Annotated in this window: 18 protein-coding genes and 1 riboswitch; of the genes, 11 read left to right on the forward strand and 7 right to left on the reverse strand. The window is 38.3% G+C overall.

Annotated elements, in window-relative coordinates; genetic code table 11:
• The first annotated feature begins 8 nt into the window (after positions 1-8).
• From PR725_RS06235 to PR725_RS06245, 3 genes are read left to right on the forward strand one after another with little or no spacing between them, the layout of a single operon-like run.
• Positions 9-2753, forward strand: a complete 2745-nt coding sequence (locus tag PR725_RS06235) for a hypothetical protein (protein ID WP_272568139.1) — start codon at positions 9-11, stop codon at positions 2751-2753.
• A 2-nt stretch (positions 2754-2755) separates the two neighbouring features.
• The gene (locus tag PR725_RS06240) at positions 2756-6124 is read left to right on the forward strand and encodes a hypothetical protein (RefSeq protein ID WP_272568141.1); all 3369 of its coding nucleotides are present in this window, start codon (positions 2756-2758) and stop codon (positions 6122-6124) included.
• A complete protein-coding gene (locus PR725_RS06245) occupies positions 6124-6423 on the forward strand; it encodes a hypothetical protein (protein ID WP_272568142.1) in 300 nt (99 codons plus the stop codon). Before PR725_RS06240 ends, PR725_RS06245 begins: the two co-directional genes overlap by 1 nt.
• Before the next feature lie 45 nt (positions 6424-6468).
• Here the strand turns inward: PR725_RS06245 and PR725_RS06250 are convergent, their stop codons facing one another.
• Complete coding sequence (locus PR725_RS06250) at positions 6469-6720, reverse strand: hypothetical protein (protein ID WP_272568145.1); 252 nt, start codon at positions 6718-6720, stop codon at positions 6469-6471.
• 147 nt (positions 6721-6867) lie between these two features.
• On the opposite strand from PR725_RS06250, the gene PR725_RS06255 reads away from it, so the two are divergent.
• Positions 6868-9597, forward strand: coding sequence for a hypothetical protein (locus tag PR725_RS06255; RefSeq protein WP_272568147.1), 2730 nt, complete (start codon positions 6868-6870; stop codon positions 9595-9597).
• 30 nt (positions 9598-9627) lie between these two features.
• Here PR725_RS06255 and PR725_RS06260 read toward each other — a convergent pair whose 3' ends face one another.
• Positions 9628-10647, reverse strand: a complete 1020-nt coding sequence (locus tag PR725_RS06260) for an acyltransferase (RefSeq protein ID WP_272568149.1) — start codon at positions 10645-10647, stop codon at positions 9628-9630.
• Between the two features lie 203 nt (positions 10648-10850).
• Here PR725_RS06260 and PR725_RS06265 point away from each other — a divergent pair, with 203 nt between their 5' ends.
• The 4 genes from PR725_RS06265 to PR725_RS06280 are packed head-to-tail and all read left to right on the forward strand — an operon-like array spanning position 10851 to position 12328.
• Positions 10851-11231, forward strand: a complete 381-nt coding sequence (locus PR725_RS06265; RefSeq protein WP_272520177.1) for a putative holin — start codon at positions 10851-10853, stop codon at positions 11229-11231.
• Positions 11218-11496, forward strand: a complete 279-nt coding sequence (locus tag PR725_RS06270; protein ID WP_109912493.1) for a phage holin family protein — start codon at positions 11218-11220, stop codon at positions 11494-11496. The genes PR725_RS06265 and PR725_RS06270 overlap by 14 nt, the downstream gene beginning before the upstream one ends.
• 5 nt (positions 11497-11501) lie before the next feature.
• The gene (locus PR725_RS06275) at positions 11502-11834 is read left to right on the forward strand and encodes a M15 family metallopeptidase (protein ID WP_272568153.1); all 333 of its coding nucleotides are present in this window, start codon (positions 11502-11504) and stop codon (positions 11832-11834) included.
• A complete protein-coding gene (locus PR725_RS06280) occupies positions 11834-12328 on the forward strand; it encodes a hypothetical protein (RefSeq protein WP_272568156.1) in 495 nt (164 codons plus the stop codon). The genes PR725_RS06275 and PR725_RS06280 overlap by 1 nt, the downstream gene beginning before the upstream one ends.
• A 689-nt stretch (positions 12329-13017) precedes the next feature.
• On the opposite strand, the gene PR725_RS06285 is transcribed toward PR725_RS06280, so the two are convergent.
• Complete coding sequence (locus PR725_RS06285) at positions 13018-14112, reverse strand: porin (protein ID WP_004911303.1); 1095 nt, start codon at positions 14110-14112, stop codon at positions 13018-13020.
• Between the two features lie 366 nt (positions 14113-14478).
• Between PR725_RS06285 and alr the strand changes: the two genes are divergently transcribed.
• Positions 14479-15708: an alanine racemase gene (gene alr / locus PR725_RS06290; RefSeq protein WP_117162242.1), complete on the forward strand. Its 1230-nt coding sequence runs from the start codon at positions 14479-14481 to the stop codon at positions 15706-15708.
• 218 nt (positions 15709-15926) lie between these two features.
• Positions 15927-16664, forward strand: coding sequence for a phosphatase (locus PR725_RS06295; protein WP_222960645.1), 738 nt, complete (start codon positions 15927-15929; stop codon positions 16662-16664).
• Positions 16665-16776: 112 nt separating this feature from the next.
• On the opposite strand, the gene PR725_RS06300 is transcribed toward PR725_RS06295, so the two are convergent.
• Positions 16777-17247, reverse strand: a complete 471-nt coding sequence (locus PR725_RS06300) for a GNAT family N-acetyltransferase (RefSeq protein ID WP_042851840.1) — start codon at positions 17245-17247, stop codon at positions 16777-16779.
• A 134-nt stretch (positions 17248-17381) separates the two neighbouring features.
• Between PR725_RS06300 and rlmA the strand changes: the two genes are divergently transcribed.
• Positions 17382-18206, forward strand: coding sequence for a 23S rRNA (guanine(745)-N(1))-methyltransferase (rlmA, locus tag PR725_RS06305; protein ID WP_109912499.1), 825 nt, complete (start codon positions 17382-17384; stop codon positions 18204-18206).
• 31 nt (positions 18207-18237) lie between these two features.
• Here the strand turns inward: rlmA and mntP are convergent, their stop codons facing one another.
• The 3 genes from mntP to PR725_RS06320 all read right to left on the reverse strand — a co-directional run bounded on the left by mntP (position 18238) and on the right by PR725_RS06320 (position 20561).
• Positions 18238-18819, reverse strand: a complete 582-nt coding sequence (gene mntP / locus PR725_RS06310) for a manganese efflux pump MntP (RefSeq protein ID WP_004911288.1) — start codon at positions 18817-18819, stop codon at positions 18238-18240.
• Between the two features lie 46 nt (positions 18820-18865).
• A riboswitch (yybP-ykoY riboswitch) is annotated at positions 18866-19010 on the reverse strand.
• 151 nt (positions 19011-19161) lie between these two features.
• Complete coding sequence (locus PR725_RS06315) at positions 19162-19620, reverse strand: DUF986 family protein (RefSeq protein ID WP_004911283.1); 459 nt, start codon at positions 19618-19620, stop codon at positions 19162-19164.
• Positions 19621-19709: 89 nt separating this feature from the next.
• A complete protein-coding gene (locus PR725_RS06320) occupies positions 19710-20561 on the reverse strand; it encodes a PTS mannose transporter subunit IID (protein ID WP_102138691.1) in 852 nt (283 codons plus the stop codon).
• Positions 20562-20565 lie beyond the last annotated feature (4 nt).

Genomic DNA, 20565 nt, shown 5'->3' on the forward strand with positions numbered 1-20565 from the left:
GGTGATGTATGCCAATTGTACCAACGTATAAAGAACAACAGGTTAGTTCATCGCCTCTGCCAAATAATGGCTTTAGTGTTCAGTCTAGCCCTAATCAGTTTGGTGCTGGCTTAGGTCAGGTTGCAGAGCAATACACAGGCTTATTCGCAGAAGCGAAGCAACGGGCTAATGTGGCGCTGGCACAAGATGCGTCATTGCAGCTTAGACAAAAAGCAAATGAACTGATGAATGATCCGCGTAATGGTTTACTTACTATGCAGGGTAAGAATGCTATTGGCAAAGGTTATGAGTTTGAGCAAGCTTTTGATAATGCCGCTGGTGAAATAGCAGGAACGTTGCAGGATGATGCAATCAAAAGCATGTTCGCACAGCAAGCAAAAGAAATGCGGTTGCAGTTTAGCTCGCAGGCTAATAAGCATGAAATGGGGCAAATTAAAGCTTACGAACAAGATCAATTCCAAGCAACGTTATCTGTTAATGCGGAGTCAGCCGCTAGTTTGTATGGTGATAAAAATGCTTACCTATCAGCAAACAAACAAGTATTCCAACAAATAGAAGAATTTGGGTTTTCGCACGGCTGGAGTGATGAGCAGATACTAGCCAAGAAGCAGGAATTTAAAACAGCTACAGCCAAGAGAGCTATTGAAAATCAGATAGGCTCTGATTATATGCAGTTTATGCAGCAGAACGGAGAACCGTCAGATAACGGTGGTATTAGTCGTTATTATGATAAATCTAGCTCATCTTCTAGCGGTGGAACTGCGCGTGGAGTTCGTAATAACAATCCGGGCAACATTAGAATGTCAAAGGATGTTTGGGTAGGGCAAACAGGCAATGACGGTTCTTTTGTTACCTTCGCTACACCTGCACATGGCATTAGAGCTACAGGAAAAAACCTATTATCGTATGCTAGGCAGGGATATGTAACACCTGAGCAAATCATTACTCGCTGGGCTCCACCTGAGGATGATAACGACACTGAAGGTTATATTAAATTCGTATCTGATTATCTCAATGTTCCTCGTGATACTGTTCTTGACCTAACTGACTTAGATACATTAACGCGTCTATCAATGGCGATAATGATTCAAGAGAATGGACAAGGTGAAGTTAGCAAACTATCTAATGATGATATTTCCAGTGGGATTCAATCAGCGCTTGGATTGATAAGTTTACCTAGCTCACCGAATGCACCTAAACGCTTAACTGGTTCAGTGGCTTTCGATGCGCTCGATGAGTCAGACCAAGCAAAATACTTGAAGCAAGCTGAGCAAATGGACAAGCAACGCCAGCAGCAATTACAAACTGAGCTTGGTACGGCTATTTCTGATTCCTATGCGGCATGGGAAAACGGTCTTGATGCACCTAATGCGCCATCTGAAAAAACTATTATTTCTGCTTTTGGTTATGACAAAGGCACTGCAATGATAGCGGATATGCAAGAAGCGAAGCGCTATGCTGGATTGATATCAGCAGCTAAAGATATGACTCCACAGGCTCAGCTCTCATTATTAAATAGCATTATGCCGGATCCATCTGAAAGTAATTATGCAAGTAAAATGCAGCGCTGGGAAAAATTCGGTAAGTTTGTTGATAGCAATATCAAGGCACAAGAAAAGGTATTTTCTGCCAATCGCCTGCAGTTATCTATACAGAATAACTTCCCGCTAGATCCTAACGATAAAAGCAATCAAGATGCAGCTGATAACTATTTTACTAAAAATATCGAATCATCATTCAATATTCGTGATGAGAATAGTTTAAATGCAGTAGCTGAAATATCCAGTCGTACTGGGATTATTCCCTCGCAAATTAAATCAAAACTGGTGACCGGTTCAACATCTAGAAACCCTGAATTAGTCATTCCAATGGCTAAAATGTACGGGCAAATATTTGATAATAATCCGTCTGCGATTAATGGCTTATCTACTGATGCCATGGCTTACTATGGAAAAATATACGATTTAACGCGCTCAGGTATGGATAGTGAAAAAGCCATAGATATTGCATACAACCTAACATATGAGCAGAACGATAGAACCAAGGCGATTATCGCTGAACAGATGCGTGATAAAAAATATAGCAAAGAAAGAGATAAAGCAGCACAAGGTAATATTAATAGTTTCTTTGCATTAGGTGGTTTCTCATCGCCAAATATCACTAAGCCAAGTGTTAGTAACCGTGAATATATGCGAGATTACCAAACGCTTTATGATGCAAACTTTGCTAGTACTGGTGGGGATCCTGATTTGGCTAAAAAAATGACGGATGCCCAGGTTAAAAAAACATGGGGTGTCACTTCAATCAATGGTAAAGATGAAGTTATGCGTTATGCGCCTGAGGCTGTTTACGGTACCAATGAGAGCGGCGCAGGTAACTGGATCATAGGCCAATGGCGTGAAGAGCAAAAACAGCTTAAATCTAAAGTGTTCGGCGGCATGCCTGATGATGCAGAATTTGTTTTAGTTCCTGATGCGGTGACTGCTCGTGATTACAGTTATGCAATTATGTTGAAACAAACTGGCAGCGATAACATCCCTGTATTTACACCTTTCCTTGGTGATAACGGTATGCCGTCACGCTTTAAGCCTGAACAATCATCATCACCAATGTACCGTGAAGTTATGGATAAGCGGCAGAAAACATACCAAGAAGCAAAAAAAGAGCGTGAGATATTAGAAGGTAACGCCAAACCTGAGCCTATTGATTATGGTTTCAGCAACACACTTAACACCATGTTCGGGAGAGAATAATCATGCCAATTTATGAAATGAACCCAAGTGATGTAATGGGTGCTGATATTGGTTCAATTAAACAACCTGAACCACAATATGGTGAATCAAATGATGTTGGCATTCTTGATGCTGCAAACCCTTTCAGTGATAAAAATGAGGTTTCTAAGCTGCGTGATGCTGCGTTTCGTATTGATAACTCAGTAGGTAGTTTAATAGCCACCATGCCTTTTAATCAGTTCGAAGATCAGGACGGTTATAACCCATTCGACGATGAACGCACATTAACAGGATATGAAGATTTTGCAGACGCATTTATTCACTCTAAATCACCAGAGGAAACATCAGCAATAAAACAGCGTATTAATAGACAAATTCAAGATAGGCAATTGCTGCAAGATGCTGGTGGAGCTGGATTAATTTCAAGCATAGCTATGGGGGTAATTGATCCTATCAATGTAGCAGCAATGATGGTACCAGCAGGCACTATTGCGCGTGGCGGTGATGTATTAGCAACAGCAAGTAAATTTGCCGTATCTAATGCACTTGGTGGAGTTGCTTCTGAATTAGCTTTATCTGCTACACAAGAAACGAGAACACTTGAAGAAAGCGCATTGAACGTAACGTTTGATGCTATGTTGGGTGGCCTGCTTGGCTCAGCGGCTCAGTTGATAAAAAACAGAGGTCAGATAGTCAGTAAGTTGAAAAGCGATGTGTTAGGAGAACAGCAAACGGTACAACAAAATACTCCGGATAATACTAGTGTAGGTGCTATGGAAGTACCTGATACCACATTAGAACAGGAAACATTGAAAGGTCCATCATTTATTAATAGAACAATGAATGTTAGCCCTGTTGGTCGCGTGGCTCAATCACCATCAAAAACAGCACGGCAAATTAACCAGCAGCTTGCAGAGAATAATTTTACCTTTGCAAAAAATGAAGAGGGTATTGCATCGTTTACAGCGGTAGAAACCAAGGTAAGAGGATATGAAACGCTTGTTTATAAGCAAGTTGAATCAACCAAAGACTTTTATAAAACCTATCGTAAAATGGCTAAAGAGCGCGACGGTAGTCGATTAAGCCTATATGAATTCAGTGAGCAAGTTGGTGATGCCATGCGTAATGGCGATCGCCATGCAATACCAGAAGTCGCAGAAGCGGCAAGAGCCGTGCGTCCTATTGTTGAAAAGACTAAGGATCGCATGGTTGAGCTTGGCATCTTGCGTGAAGGGGTAACTGTATCAACAGCAGAGAGCTATTTTCCTCGCATTTATAAGTTCGACAAAATATTGAATGATCGGGCTGAATTTAGAAATATTATTGCTGATTGGTTACAGGAAATGAACCAGCGCACTGTGTATAAGGCTGAATCCAGTCTAGCTAAAGCTGACGCAGGTATAGAACAGGCCAGAGCATCCGCGCCACAAGCAGAAAAGTTGAACACTGAAATAAAAGAGGCTGAACGCTGGTCTGGTAAAAAACAGCTTTTAGTGGATGAGATAGAAAAGAACCGCAAATTAGTTGCAGAAAAAGAAGCTGTTTCAGCTGAAATTGAAAAGCGTAAAGCAAAAAAGCCAACTAAAAAGCTGGAACAATTAGAGCGTAAACTAGTTCGCATTGAAGAAGCTGAAAACAAACTGGCTTCTTATCAACGTTCTTTAGACATTTTAGACAAGCCGCGCCAGTTTAGAAATGAATATCGCCAATTAATCCGTAAAGCTAACTCACTTACTCGCTATGATAATCGCCGTCATGCAGCATTGCGCAGAATGGAACCATTAGCGCGTGAAGAGGTTGAAGCAGCAGCGGATGATATCATTAATAAAATTATAGGCGCACCATCTGGCATTGTACCTAGTGAGCTGATCCCTGATGGATTAACTAAGCGTGCAGGTTTCACCAAATCACGTACGTTAAATATTCCAGATGAACGTATTAAAGACTTTTTAGAATCAGATGTTAACTACGTAATGGAAAACTATATTCGCCAAGTTGCGCCAGAAATAGAGCTTACCGCACAGTTCGGGCGTGTTGATATGGATGCACAAATCAAGGCTATTACTAATGATTACAACACGTTAATTTCAGAAGCCAAGACAGCAAAAGAGCGCGGCAAGTTAGAGGCAAGAAGGGATGCGGATTTACGCGATATTCGCGCCATGCGTGATAGGTTATTAGGTACTTATGGTGCACCTAAAGATCCATCAAGTTTCTTTGTCAGAGCTGGTCGCATTGCTCGTCACGTTAACTTTTTACGTTTGCTTGGTGGTATGACAATTTCATCATTACCAGATATGGCCAGACCGATCATGCAGCATGGTTTGCGTAGCGCATTAAAGCCATTGGGTAAAATGTTAACCGACATTAGCGCAATGAAGATTGCTAAAGCTGATTTGCGTGAAATGGGTATAGGCCTTGAATATGCATTGTCTAGTCGCTCTAAAGTTATTGCCGACCTTAATGATCCCTATGCTCGCCGCACTTTTCTTGAACGTGGTTTAGAATGGTCATCGCAAAAGTTTGGTAATTTCACACTGATGAATCAATATACAGACACAATGAAGATGTGGACTGGTGTTGTAACGCAATCAAAGATACTTAGAGCCGCGCAAGAGGTGGAGGCTGGTAATGCATTAAGCAGTAAAGAAATTAAAAAGCTGGCCCACCTCGGTGTTGATAAAAACATGTTAGAGCGTATCGCTCAGCAATACTCAAAGCACGGTGAAGATTTAGACGGTATGTTAACTGGACATAGCCACCTTTGGAATGATCGTGTAGTTCGTGAAACTTTCCAAGCAGCTGTATTGAAAGATGTTAGAACGACTGTAATCACTCCCGGTATTGGTGACACACCATTAATGATGAGTAGCGAATTAGGTAAGATTGTGATGCAGTTTAAAACTTTCTTCTTTGGTACCCACAATAGGGCGTTAGTGTCTGGTATTCAGTCTGGTGATGCTTCATTCTATTATGGCGCATTGTTACAAATTTCCTTGGGTTCATTGGTTTATGTATTAAAATCAATGATGGCAGGGCGTGAAATTAATGCTGAACCTGCTAATCTTGTGAAAGAGGGGTTAGACTGGTCTGGAATGATGGGCTGGCTAGGTGAGCCTAATAACCTATTAGAAAATCTCAGTGGTGGTTCGTACGGCATGAGCGCTATGTTTGGTGGCCCACCAGCATCTCGTTATCAAAGTCGTAATGGTATTGGTGCATTATTAGGACCTACATTTGACCTTGGTGGAGATATCCAAAATATTACCGCAGGTGTTATGAATGGTGAGTTTGATGATAGAGAAGTAAGATCAGTAAGAAAACTGTTACCATTTCAGAACCTTTTCTATTTATCACCGTTACTTAACCAAGTAGAGGAACAATTAAAATAATGGTGAAAAAAGAGGAGTTAAAAAAGTTAGTAAGCGATCGTGACGCTAACCATGTGAGCCACAATGCTTCAAAGTTATTTTTAGTAGCTTCAATTATTGGGGCAATAATGGGGTTCATTTTTCATCATGATGAAACGGTTTTATTCGTGTTTGTCGTAATAGGTTTTATTTTTTACTTTTTTCACACACGAGAGAAGCTAAAGAAATCAGAAAGAGAATTGGACTATTCATGTCAATTATTGTTTGGAAAGAATTATAAAGAATCATCTACTGAGTTTTATAATTATTTGCACAAATAGATAAAAAAGCACCTCCGCATAGGTGCTTTGATTTATCTTAATCGATTATTTGTTTAACTCGCTGGCGATATATTCAATATGCGTCTTGATATTCTCTTTAACCTTCAAACTCAGATTTATGTAATTCATCATTGCTGTAATTTCAATGAGTGCTGCGCTCACGTCACACCCTTCACTATCCAGTTTTCTTAGTAGTTCTTCTACATTCGACTTGCTCATCAACTCCTTTATTCCATTTTCGGTATTAACTTTTTCTGCATAGTTATCGGGTGCTGGGAAATTAATTATATCTTTCATATTAACTACCTATGTGATTTAAGGAGCTTATACAGTAACTGAAAAATCATTACAAAAGTTTATCTTTTTATATTTAAAGATAAACAATATTTCGTTAATGAGTTTTAATGGTTATCATACACTAACGTAACCAAGTGGAGAATAGCCATGACTGTTTCAACAGAAGTAAGCAGTAATGAGTATGTCGGTAATGGATTAACGACTGATTTTGATTATAAGTTCAGGATTTTTAAAGCAAACCAATTGAGTGTTATTACGTCCGATGCTGACGGGGATAATGTTGTAACTCTACGTTTGGGCACTGACTACACAGTAACAGGCGCTAACAAGTCGGCTGGTGGAAAGGTAATCTTAACTAAGCCACTTGCCAACGGGCACAAAATTAGCATTGCCCGTGATATTCCAATCACACAGGAAACCTCATTCCGCAACCAAAGTAAGTTTTTTGCTAAAACGCATGAGGATGCATTTGATTACCTGACAATGATTATTCAGCGCATTTGGGGAAGCCTTGTATCGCTGTACCTAAAGCGCCCAAACATTCTAGCTAACTGGTTCGATGCTAAAGGCTATCGTATTGCTAACCTAGGTAAGCCTAAGCGTGATAGTGATGCGGTTGATTTGGGTACGTTGAAAGATGAAATCAGCGGTGTTAATAGCACGATATTAAAGCGTGAAAAGCGTTTGTTGCGCGTTGATGATATTGATATTGCTGCGCTACCTAAAGCTAATGATCGCGCTGGCAACGTGCTTACGTTTGATAAAGACGGGAAGCCTGTACTTGTTGCTCCTGCGAGTGGTAGCGCAGTAGATGTATTAAATCAGCTAAATAATGGCGACGGCTCATTAATCGGCCTAACAAATGGAACTCTGAAAGATGCAATCAACTATGTGACTCCAGAGATGTTTGGAGCCAAGGGCGACGCTCTAGTATCTAGAAACCTGCCGCTTAACGGGATAATTACAGGGAAGGTAGCACTTACAAGAATTGATGCCACTGATGACACTGAAGCAATTAGAGCTGCGATTAACTCAGGATATAACGTTAAATTCGATGGCTCAAAAGGCTATCTCGTAAGTGATGCTTTTGTTTACAGTATCAATAATCTCGTTATTGATGGCTGCGGTGCTATCATCGTTTATCGCGGAGGTAAAGCACCGTCTGAAGGTATTCGACGTATTTCCGGCATATTCCAGCCGCAAGGGAATTTTGACAGGTATGATAAACAAGCAAAAGTGGTCAGTGATGCAAAGTTATTTGATACTTTTATTGATGTTGAAGCAGCGTCTAATAAATTAGGTAAAGGCGATTGGTTCACTCTTTATGGTCATAACGGAGTTGCTGATGCAGATTTTGAAAGCAAAGTGGTTAAGCAAGCTTACTACCTTGTGCAGGTTAGAAAAGTTGAAGTTATTAGCTCCACTGTAACAAGATTGCACACGTCATATAAATTTGGGTTTGATTACAAAGCTAATGAATTACAGATTGGTAGTGCGAATCCGATTTACAATCCTGTCGTAAAGAACTTCACTCTGATTGATGAGATGCCAGCAACGCCGACTCCAGACACATTACCAACTCCAGAAGCACCTGCATCAGAGAAAGCCGAGGCGGTTAATTTATTTCGTACTATTTGTGCCGTCAGCCCACAAGTTGAGAATCTTACGGGGTATAACATTAAATGGCCATTAGCGCACTTTATGTTTACTCAGGATTTCTCAGCTAAAACTCTCCGCAATTACTATCCTACGTGGTTCGGTGGTGGTGAGGGGTATTGCTTGGCAGTAAATTCATCGCACTCCTTTTACTCATCTGATTTGCGTATGTATGGAGGTCGACATGTTTTTGATGCAACTATTGCTGGATGGGGAACAATTGATTCTGCAATAGTTGATGAAGATCAGGTCGGGATGACTCTTCATACGTCAAATGAGCATGATTTGATTTTTAAAAAATGCTCCTCAAGAAGAATGCAAATGGCAAATGGCCCTTACGGTATGGTTACTGCAAGAATTCAATTTGAACAGTGTAATTTTGGAAGGATGCGGATTGATGGATGTTTAGATTTAGTTCTAAGGGATACTAATGCCGACGATGTTATAATTACTGCTGGGAGACTAACGGTAGATGGAAGTAGTTCATTAAGGAACGTTTCTTATGTTCAAAAAGACAACAGAGAGGGAGTCGATCAGTATTTAAATGGTTATTCTTCAACTGGTATTTGTTATGTAGGTAAAATGGCTGCTATACATAGAAACCCACTTACAACGGCTGGAAACGAATTTAATAGCTGGTATGGGTTATTTGTTGATGGCAGTATAAGCGCGAATGGCGATGACCCAAAGCCAGCTTTTGATATAACAAATATTGTTAATTTTACTTTTAGTGGAAGCATTACCGGCGCTAAGATTATTATAAGAGGTAGAACATTAAACATAAACATACATAACTCAAGTATAAATTATAAAAGAGATAATTTTGGACATGCTATATCTATTGGGGATATAGACGGAATGAAAACCACTGATATTCAGTCTTGGAAAATAATATTAAATAGATTTGATATTCATGACTCAATAAGACCATTTTCCATATCTCAGCCAAGCAATATATCCTCTAATTTCTATATGGCAGTCTCTGAGGGTGGCAATATTATGTTGAATGGTTTGCCAGCGGCAATATCTGATAATGGAGAATTTACTAACATAATAGCTTGCTCAACATGGAAGGATGCAACTAAAAAAGGATATGACACAACAATATCAATAAAAGATGACGCTGTAAGGTTTATAGCTGGCGATACAATGCCAAATAGGGGGGTTGGGTCTACACCAGCAATGAGGAACATCAGTAACGATGGATGGATAGCAATCTAGGTCACAAGGGGTTTACACCCCTTGATTTTTTTAAGATATATAATTTTTTTTGTCTATTTTTTTTATTAGCATAGATGAAACTACACTCAAGACAAGAGTTATTATGAATATAATTGGAATAAATACAAAGGCATTCATAGTATCATACTTAAATATTTTTTGTATTATAGCTAGAATAAAGGCATGAATACCGTAAATCCCAAGTGAATTATTGGATATTACATTTATTATTTTTGATTTTTTTAATTTATTTCCATAAGACATAAATAAAACAAAAAATGCTAATGACATTAAAAATACAAGAGGGGATGTGTATGAGTGAAAAGTGTCGATATATTTATTATAAAGCATTGATTCATTAAAGGTTAAAACTGACACTGAGATAGATAGTATAGCTATACACATCACTATGTATGATGACTTTATCTTTATGCTATTGATATCAACCTTTGAAAGGACAGCTCCAAGAATAGCATATAAAAGAAAGAAAATAAATCGACCATCAAAAGAAAAGTAACTTTGGAAATTATAATTAAAAATGGAATCTATTAGCTCTGATGTTCCTTTTGACATAAAAATAAATATAAAAGATATAAATAAAACAGAGGTGAGAATATTATTTCCCCTAACTTTTATAAACTGAGCAAAAATATATATCCCAATTAGTGGGTAAAAAAACCACAAGTGGTAAAATGCGGGAGCTTCAAAAAAAGTGTATTTAATTGAATTAGAGAGACCTGGAAACGCGTAGCTTGTTGAAAAATAAAGCAAGTAAGCCAAGAGAGAATAAAATAGAAGTGAAGATATTAATTTTATGAAATTTTTCTTTTTTGGTGTTTTATCAGAAAAGAAAAAGTATCCTGATATCATAAAGAAAAGCGGGACGCAAACTCTAGTTAATGAGTTTATATAGTCACTAAGAATCCAATAGGTTTTATCAATTTGCCCAAGCTTGTCTATATAGGCAGCAGAAACATGAAGTAACACAACAAAAACACATGATATAGCTCTAACGTAATCAATCCAAATAATTCTATTTTCCGTACTCATATCAATACCGTGGTTGTTTTTTGATTTTAACTAATATTAGCAGGTTAACATTGATAAATTAAATATCTTTGTTGTGCTCATTTTTATGTGATTGTTTTTTCTCAAAAAGCAAGTTAATTAGATTTTTTATTTATCAAATATGGTTTTTTGTTTATTCTTTTATGCTGTAGTATCATGGTTATTTCTCAACCATGGTGCTACACATGAATGAAAATGCCGCAACGGTTACAGGCCTAAGCCTTGCATCTTTTCTAGGTTACTTTTCAGGATTGCCCCCTGAGGTTGTTATGGGGGCTATTCTTGGCGCTATTTACTTTACTACAGCAGCTACAGAATTCTCTTTCGCTATCCGTTCAGTATTCGCAATTCTCAGCCTTGGCGCTGGCTTATTATTCTTTAGTCCATTCGCTACTATCTTCGTTTCAATGACAGGGTTAATTGGTGTTAAACCTGATGCGTATAATATTGATAGCCTTGACGCTCTTGGGGCGTTTGTTGCCTCGCTTCTCTCTGTCAAACTCAGTATCAAACTGTACAAGAAAGCTGATATTCCGAAAGGAGGTAACGGCCATGACGTACGATAAATTCATGCTTATCACTAATGCGTTTGTTTGTTTAGTTATGTTCTTGCGTGGTCTTTATTTTGTGAGAAATGGTAAAGGCTACAGCAAGCTTGGTGGTTGGCTGGCTTATGCATTTCTAGGGTACTCAATATCGGTACCAGTCTATTCCTATCTTGATCCTAGCTATCAAGCTGGTATTCAAAACTTAATTCCTAATTTATTTCTTTGTGCTGCGTTGTTTGCTAAGCGCGGCAATGTCATGCAGTTAATTAAAAAAGTGGGGTGATCCTAATGTCCATGGTAGATAAACAAAATAGATTTACTGGAATGGTGGCTAAGTTAATTATCTTTGCTCAGGTGAATGGCTACCAGTTAACTTTTGGTGAAGCATACCGAACGAAAGAACAGGCAGCATTAAATGAAAAGGCAGGTAAAGGTATTAGTAAAAGCCTGCATACAGAGCGCCTAGCAGTTGATTTTAATTTATTTAAAGACGGTAAGTGGTTAACTGCTTCGAGTGATCATAAGCCACTTGGTGAATACTGGGAATCAATTGGCGGTAGCTGGGGCGGTCGTTTTAATGACGGAAACCACTATTCATTGGAACATAACGGGGTTCGCTAATGAAAAAAGTAGCCATTGCATTAATTGCGCTGGCTATCTCATTTACCGCTGGTTTTATTACTAGCGGTATTTTTTCTGATAACCAGCAAATGACAAAACAGATTGCCGGGCAACAGGAAGATGAGAAAGACCTAGCGCTTAACATCGACAAACGCAAGCAGGCAGACGAAGAGCAACAAAATAGGGTGGTGACATACAATGAACAGAAAGAACGTGCTACGATGCGTACAGACGCTCTGCTTGAGCGTGTTCTTAATCACTTTGACAGCGTGCAGTTCGAAGCCAGTACCGCGGAAACAAAAACAGATGGTACCATTGACGCCGATACCTGCAGAGCTGAGAGAGCAAAGGCCAGTGAACTTTCTCGACAACTACGAAGCACACTTGAAATCTATGGGCGTGAGTCTAATCGTGCCGATGAAAACACAAGGGCCCTTAATTTATGTATTACCGACCTAGCAGCAAAAGAAAAATTACTCGAATCGTACCGATAGATTGCTGTACAAATATTGTTCACTTTTCATTATGACGGTATCAGCGACGGTATCATAACCCACAAGGTTAATCTGGCTTCATATAAATCAATTGGTTACGGGTTACATAAACAATTGAGTGGGAATAATATAGTTATTGTTGATAACAGTTTTTAGTTGTCGATAAATCCAAAGGCATCAGTTAGTTACTGGTGCCTTTTTGTTTTTTGGTGACGAGTAGGTCATTTTACTTTGGTTAAGTGATGATCACTTTATTGATTAATATGCTTATAGGTGGAACTGGAATGAAAAAAGTAACAATGGTTATAATAGATGCTCTTAGATTTTTAGGTAACCTAAAAAGCACTTCAATAGAGTACTCGTAAATACTATATCTGTGCTTCAATGACGTCTATCGTAACGGTAATAAAATGGATATTAGGTCAATATATACTTATCGATGAGGGATAATAAATATCACCTAAAGTGGTATTTTTGAAGCCATGCTGTAGCAATAATAAATTTTTACCTGATTACGAATTTTAAAACTTTTATAAAATGATGAGAGATAATTTTAATGAGGGGAAAGTAGGGCTTACTGATATATTAAATTCAGTTAGATATTTAATGCATGATTAAGCAACAGGATTATAAAGTAAAAGCAATCCGTCTATAACGGATGCTTTTACTTTACGCTAGGGATAATAATTTTAGAATTGATACACTAACCCTAAGCCAAGCACGTTATCAGTATTCACTTTGTAATGGTCAGTAAAATCATTATCGTTTAACAAGTTGATTTTATAATCGATAACAGCACTCAAATTTTTATTAAAGTCATAAGCTGAGCCGATGGCAATATAATTCACTAATTCTTTATCCCCAAAGTTGCCTAAGTTTTTACCTTTGGAATAGTTATAGCCAATTGATGGGGTTAGACCGAAGTCAAAAGAATATAAGGCAACCACTTCAAGATTCTGAGTTTTATTTGCTATTGACTCCATATCATCATTACCAAAACGGCTCATATTAAGTGTTTGGCCATACATGACGGCGAGATAGAGGTCTTCGTATTCAAATTTCCCTCCTACGTTCCATGCTTCGGCGCGTTTACCCGTTGCACTACTGGTTGTGGCATCTTTTTGTTTTGGTGTGCGGGAAGATGAGGAGTAACCACCGCCAAGGGAAATACCATAACCTAACTCATAAGCAGTCGATAAGCCAAAACCATCGCCGTTATCGGTTAACTCATCTCCGGATGATAGGTTTTTTTCACCATTTTTACCTTGATATTGTAGTGCGAAGCTTAAACCGTCAATGTAACCAAAAGCATTATTATTGCGATAAGTGAGTAAATTGCGGTTACGGCTTAGCATGTAATTATCTTCTTGATCCATCGTATCCGCTCCCCAGAGTGGTAATACGTCTGTCCAAGCATTGGTATCATAAATAACACCATAATTGCGGCCATAATCAAGGGAACCGTAATCTGCAAATTTTAAGCCTGCATAAGCTAAACGATTGCTATTTTCTTCAGTTGATTCCGATTGGTTAGTTTTCGTTTCCCATTCAAAACGCCCAAAGCCAATGAGCTGGTCGGTGATTTGCGAATCACCTTTTAGCCCTAGTCTGACACGTGAGTCGTCACCATCTTCGCCACTACGGCTTTTGGCAATATGATGGCGGACATCAATTTGTCCGTATACATCAAGTTTATTACCATCTTTATTGTACATTTCAGCGGAGTTAGCAACATTGACAGTAAGTAGTGTTGGAATAATGAGTGTGAGTAATTTGTACTTCATAACATAGCCTTATGGATTGAGTGATATTTAGTAAAAATTCCTAATTGATAGTTATTATCATTTAAGCATGTTAATTCGCCAAATAAAAAGTGTAACAAAAGTAAATGTTAGTGAAATTATTGCCATAACCTATTAAATAATAAAAATAATTTGATTTACGATGATTTCAACCAAATGTTTTATTTCTAAAAAAGAAAAATTAACTCGAAAAAGATATTTTGTCTTTTTATGCAAAAAAAGTGAATTATTACTTGTTCGGGGTATGAAGGTTGGTATTATTTAAAACCGATACATATTTTGTCTATTTCCACCTAGAATTATAAAAATAATGTCTTGGTAAAAATCACTAGAGATAAGGAACAACACGTGGCTTTTCGTTTGAAGTATCTGGCATTACTCCCTTTACTAGTTGCTGCAACAGCTTGTCAACAGCCAAACAATATCACAACACCGATAGAAACATATGCGACACAAAACCAACCGGTGGTGGTTAATAACGCATGGATTGAAATATCTCGCAGCGCATTAGATTTTAATATTAAGAAAGTACAAAACCTACTAGGAGATAAATCTTCGCTGTGTGCCGTTTTGAAAGGAGATGCATATGGGCATGACCTTTCTTTAGTTACACCAATAATGATTGAAAATAATGTGCAATGCATTGGGGTAACAAATAATCAAGAGCTTAAGACCGTGAGAGATTTAGGTTTTAAAGGCAGATTAATGCGAGTGAGAAGTGCGACAGAGCAAGAAATGGCTCAGGCTACACAATATGAAACGGAAGAGTTAATCGGTAATTTAGAAATGGCGCAGCGCTTAAATGCGATTGCGAAAAAGCAGAATAAAGTGATTCCTATTCATCTGGCACTGAACTCAGCCGGGATGTCGCGCAACGGTTTAGAGGTGAGTACACTTGCTGGCCTTAATGAAGCTAAGCTGATTTCACAATTACCTCAGTTAAAAATCGTCGGTATTATGTCTCATTATCCAGAAGAGGATGAAACTCAGATCCGTAAGGACCTCAAAAAATTCAAGAAAGAATCTCAACAAGTATTGAATACGACAGGGCTAAAGCGTGAAGACATTACATTACATGTCGCGAATACTTATGCAACTATTACGGTACCTGAATCATGGTTGGATATGGTACGTGTCGGTGGCATTTTCTACGGCGATACCGTTGCGACAAATGACTATAAACGCGTGATGACACTGAAATCGAGCATTGCCTCTGTGAATCATTATCCAAAGGGAAATACGGTGGGTTATGATAGAACGTATACCTTGAAACGTGATTCTGTATTAGCAAATATCCCTGTAGGTTATGCGGATGGCTATCGCCGTGTATTTAGCAATGCGGGACATGCATTAATTAATGGCCAAACAGTTCCTGTTTTAGGAAAAACATCAATGAATACAGTCATGGTTGATGTTACTGATTTAAAAAACGTTAGCCCAGGAGATGAAGTTGTATTTTTTGGTAAACAAGGTAATGCTGAAATTACTGCCGAAGAGGTTGAGGATATCAGTGGTGCATTATTTACCGAAATGTCAATTTTGTGGGGAGCGACTAATAAACGTATCTTAGTTGATTAAGTTAATTTTTAATTCTGTGTATTTTAACCCGCAATAATCGCGGGTTTTTTTATCCTGAAAGTTTCTTAGGATATTATCTAATATATTGCAATATGTTGATAAAATGCTGTTTAGGTGAATGACTATCGAAACTTTTAAATTGATATGTTAGCTTGGTTGAATCTTTCCTGAGCAGGTAGGCTCGGAAGGCAAGTAGAAAAAATAGAAGGATATCATTTATGTATCAAGTTGATTTACATGCGCATACTATTGCCAGCACCCATGCTTATAGTACAGTTAATGAATATTTCGCTGAGGCCGCAAGCCGTGGTGTCAAACTATTTGCGATTACCGACCACGGGCCTGAAATGCAAGATGCTCCACATGAGTGGCATTTTGGTAATATGCCTATCTTGCCGAGAATTGTTGATGGTGTTGGTTTATTGTACGGTATTGAAGCAAATATAAAGAACAAGTTGGGTGAGACAGACTGCAATGAAAAGATCGCTCGTCATTTAGATATTATTTTAGCTGGTTTTCATGAACCGGTTCTTGAGCCCCAAAGTTTAGCTGATAATACAGAAGCTATGATTGCCACGATCCGTAGTGGTAAAGTGCAAATAATTACCCATCCAGGCAACCCTAAATATCCTATTAATATCAAAGCAGTAGCACAAGCCGCGAAAGAGTGTAATGTTGCTTTGGAAATGAATAACTCTTCATTCCTACATTCAAGAGCGGGTAGTCAACAGAATTGCTTAGAAATAGCTAAGGCAGTTAAAGAAACTGGCGGGTGGGTTGCATTAGGTTCAGACTCACATTTTGCCGGGTATCTCGGCCGTTTTGATCGCGTAGTTGAAATGTTGGAATCAATTAGTTTTCCACAATCACAAATTTTAAATGTTTCTCCACGTCGTGTATTGGATTTTTTAGAGTCCCATGGGCGTAAGCCTATTGCCGAATTTGCTGATTTTTAGTTGTTATTCAAAACTGCATTCACAAATACAGTTAGCCTAAAATACAGTCAATATTAAATAGAATAAAGCCACAGAATAGCTTAGTGGCTTTTAACTCCAATTAAATTGAAAGTTATATTTCAATTTCCATTTGAACACAATCTAACTCGACTTGTGCGAGACAAGAGTAGTAGCTAGCATGTTTAATCGAAGTAAAACCATGTTTCTGATAAAAGCGTTCAGCATTTGGTGATGAATCTAATACCAATTTTTTAATATTTCGCTTTTTGGCTTCAGCTTTAATGGCATCTAATATTAAGCTAGCAGCTCCACAGCCAGTGTATTGTGGTAAGGTAAATATGGCATCAACACTGTTAGCCTCTAAATTAAGATAACCAGTTGCAACGGGCTCATCATTGTTATTTACCGCGACAAAGAATGGGTTATTCCTCACAATGTGTATATAACTTACCGGCATTTCATCAGGTGTCCAGGCACGGATCGTTTTTGCATCAAAACTCGTTGTGCAACCATGGCGAATGGCTTGGTTACGTATAGACCAAAGAAGTTCGGCTTCATCGGGGGTTGCTAACCTAATTTTTATCATGAGACACCCGCTAATGTTTTTTTTATTACTTTTAGAGAACAAAAAATACAGTTAAAAAGCAAGATATATAACAGAAAGAAAACTAATTTGAATATGGTATACTCCCCCTTATTTTTAAATCAGTGACTGCTATGAATTATCAATGTCCTCTCTGTTTTACACCACTAAATCTTGCTAATAACAGTTATCGTTGTGCAGAAAATCATCAGTTCGATTGTGCAAAAGAAGGCTATGTTAACTTGTTACCTGTACAGCATAAACGTTCTAAAGACCCCGGTGATAATGCTGAAATGATGCAAGCGCGTAGGCAATTTCTTGATGCAGGGCATTACCACCCTATGCGTGGAAAGGTGGCAGAAAAACTTATTCAGTTTATTCCATCATCTTGTACTAGCCTGCTGGATATTGGGTGCGGAGAAGGGTATTACACAGACTATTTTTCACGAGAACTTGCAAAACATTTTGAAAAATATACAGTTTTAGGCCTAGATGTTTCGAAGGCTGCGATTCGTTATGCGGCGAAACGCTATAAATCCGTTCGTTTTTGCGTTGGTACAAGTCATCGCTTGCCATTTTCTGATAACAGCTTGGGGGGAATTGTACGAATTTACGCACCCTGCAAGGCACAAGAATTAAGTCGTGTATTAGTTTCTAAAGGTATGTTAATAACCGTTACGCCTGCGGCGGAACATCTGCAAGAATTAAAAGCGTTAATCTACGATGAGGTTAAGTTACACCCAGCGAAAGATGAAGATCTGACAAATTTTTCGTTAATAGATAGTTGCCAACTAAATTATAAGATGGCGCTGACTGGGCAAGAAGCTTATGAATTATTGATGATGACACCATTTGCTTGGCGTGCATCAGAACAGGTTAAAGAGGATTTACAGAAAGCAGAGGTGAAAGAATATACGGCTGATTTTTTAATTCGTGTTTATCAATCTAATGCAGAGTAGAGCTATTGCCCCCATATAGGGGGCACAAAAACTAATGGGCATACATAAATAATTCAAGGTGCTCAAATAAGATATTAAAACCAATACCTATTAGTACCAATCCACCGATAATTTCTGCTTTTTTTCCGAGTAATGGGCCTACATAACGGCCAATCATCATACCGATAGTGGCCATGATCATTGTCATTAAGCCAATAGTCATTGCAGTATGAACGATATCTACTTGTAAGAATGCTAAGCCTAAGCCGATGGCCATCGCATCAAGGCTGGTGGCTATTGCAGAAAAAATCAGGCTTGTTGAGCTATGACTAGAAGGTTTAGAACAGCATTCTTCATCTTTTGTTTTAATGCTCTGCCAGATCATCCTAGCACCTAAAACAAATAATAAACCAAATGCAATCCAATGATCCCAGCGGATAACATATTGGCTGGCTAAAATACCGATGCCCCAACCAATAATGGGGGTAATGGCTTCAATAAAACCAAAGATAAAACCAGTACGGAGAATTTCTCTAAAGCGGGGTTTATGAAGCACTGCACCTTTACAAATAGCAACAGCGAAGGCGTCCATTGACAGGGCAAGGGCTAAGATAAGGGTAGCATAGAAACTCATAACAGAACCTCGGTTGGGTGATTCCATATACACATAAATTACCCCCAACCAAAAGGCTTATTTATGTGTCTATGGTCTTGCCAACCGAATTTTGGTGTCCGCACCACGTTTGAAACCAAACGAGTATGTTGATACGGACTTTCTGGTATTATATATGAAACCAGAACAGGCTACTCCCCAATGACGTGGAAAGAAAGATACCATAATTTATATTAAAGGCAACACTTAATTAATTGTGGATATTAAACGGTAGTGAGAATTATTATCAACAAGGTTATTGGTAAAAACAAGGTTAATTAAATTAATAATTAACCTTGTTTTTAGTGACAATATAAAATTTATTTACTTATGATTAATAAGGAATTCATAAATTCGTTGTAAATCATCAAGATGTGAAACTTGGATGTTAATTTTCTTTTTTTCTAAACCTATTATTAATACACCGTCTTCGGATAAGTTCATTGTTTTTATTCTGTCATATAATATAAAGGCATTGGCAAAATAAAAACCAGTTTGTTTAAAGAATAGCTTTGGTGTTCTTATAAATGCCAAATAAATTGACATGAAAATAGTAATCAATAATAAGTAAGTGGTTAATAAATTACCATGGCGTACAATATTTGTATAAATAACGATACAAATTAGAACAATAAAAATAATAGCATCTGCTCGATGTTTTCTTTTTAGATTAATTTTTAATAAGGTTTTACCCTTTAACAAATGCTGAATGAATTCATCATAAATCGCATAAACAAGCATGATCAAAATGATTATAGCAAGAATGGCATCATTGAAGGTCATTTGTGGGCCCTTGGATAAGTAAACATAATGCAGAGCTTAAAATTAAAAAAGGGAGGCTGCAACCTCCCAATTCAAATAATGATGGAAAATTATGGCGCCAAGAAGTTCAGCCAAGCACCAAGGATACCCAAGCCAAAGAAGCCGATAATAATCCACAACGCGTTGACTTTACGACGCAACAGCCACATGCAGGCGAAGGTTAGCAATAGCGGGACTAAGCCTGGCATGAGTTGATCAAGGATCATTTGGACCGTGGTAATATCTTCAGTGCCCGTTGTTGGGTTTTTGATCCGTGAAACTTCAAGTGGGATATTGACATGTGTCCATTTGTTTACTAATGCCCCCATGACAAACAAACCGAGAATGGATGCTCCTTCGGTGAGCTTTTGTAGGAAACCGCCACCAATATCTTGAACAATATCAATCCCTTTTTTGTAGCCATATGAAACACCATAGTAAAGGGTTAATAAACGTACAAGGTTAAACAAAACAAAGAACAGTAGAGGGCCAAGTAAGCTACCTGTCATTGCGATACCGGCACCGAGAGCCGCAAATACAGGGCGAACAGTTCCCCAGAAAATGGGGTCACCAACACCGGCTAATGGCCCCATTAGACCGACTTTGATACCATTTATTGCACCGTCATCAATGTCTGCACCATTGGCACGTTGCTCTTCCATTGCCATTGTGACACCCAGAACAGGCGCTGCAACATATGGATGGGTATTGAAGAACTCAAGATGGCGTTTAATTGCTTGTTTTCTATCATCATTATTTTCTGGATAAAGACGACGAATAACCGGAACCATTGAATAGCAGAAGCCTAGGGCTTGCATACGTTCAAAGTTCCAAGAACCTTGCAATAGGTTAGACCGTAAGAATACGCCGCGAATATCGCTTTGTGTAAGCTTTTTAGCTGTCGGTTTTGTGATATCTACCATTATA

Source organism: Providencia sp. PROV255 (assembly GCF_028478065.1).
GTDB lineage: Bacteria > Pseudomonadota > Gammaproteobacteria > Enterobacterales > Enterobacteriaceae > Providencia > Providencia rettgeri.

Bases quoted from the DNA above. Each gene is read 5' to 3' on its own strand.
- PR725_RS06245 (WP_272568142.1), top strand. From the start codon at position 6,124: ATGGTGAAAAAAGAGGAGTTAAAAAAGTTAGTAAGCGATCGTGACGCT.
- PR725_RS06285 (WP_004911303.1), bottom strand. From the start codon at position 14,112: ATGAAGTACAAATTACTCACACTCATTATTCCAACACTACTTACTGTC.
- PR725_RS06265 (WP_272520177.1), top strand. From the start codon at position 10,851: ATGAATGAAAATGCCGCAACGGTTACAGGCCTAAGCCTTGCATCTTTT.
- PR725_RS06235 (WP_272568139.1), top strand. From the start codon at position 9: ATGCCAATTGTACCAACGTATAAAGAACAACAGGTTAGTTCATCGCCT.
- mntP (WP_004911288.1), bottom strand. From the start codon at position 18,819: ATGAGTTTCTATGCTACCCTTATCTTAGCCCTTGCCCTGTCAATGGAC.
- PR725_RS06270 (WP_109912493.1), top strand. From the start codon at position 11,218: ATGACGTACGATAAATTCATGCTTATCACTAATGCGTTTGTTTGTTTA.
- PR725_RS06275 (WP_272568153.1), top strand. From the start codon at position 11,502: ATGTCCATGGTAGATAAACAAAATAGATTTACTGGAATGGTGGCTAAG.
- PR725_RS06250 (WP_272568145.1), bottom strand. From the start codon at position 6,720: ATGAAAGATATAATTAATTTCCCAGCACCCGATAACTATGCAGAAAAA.
- rlmA (WP_109912499.1), top strand. From the start codon at position 17,382: ATGAATTATCAATGTCCTCTCTGTTTTACACCACTAAATCTTGCTAAT.
- PR725_RS06260 (WP_272568149.1), bottom strand. From the start codon at position 10,647: ATGAGTACGGAAAATAGAATTATTTGGATTGATTACGTTAGAGCTATA.
- PR725_RS06280 (WP_272568156.1), top strand. From the start codon at position 11,834: ATGAAAAAAGTAGCCATTGCATTAATTGCGCTGGCTATCTCATTTACC.
- PR725_RS06320 (WP_102138691.1), bottom strand. From the start codon at position 20,561: ATGGTAGATATCACAAAACCGACAGCTAAAAAGCTTACACAAAGCGAT.
- PR725_RS06240 (WP_272568141.1), top strand. From the start codon at position 2,756: ATGCCAATTTATGAAATGAACCCAAGTGATGTAATGGGTGCTGATATT.
- PR725_RS06255 (WP_272568147.1), top strand. From the start codon at position 6,868: ATGACTGTTTCAACAGAAGTAAGCAGTAATGAGTATGTCGGTAATGGA.
- PR725_RS06295 (WP_222960645.1), top strand. From the start codon at position 15,927: ATGTATCAAGTTGATTTACATGCGCATACTATTGCCAGCACCCATGCT.
- PR725_RS06315 (WP_004911283.1), bottom strand. From the start codon at position 19,620: ATGACCTTCAATGATGCCATTCTTGCTATAATCATTTTGATCATGCTT.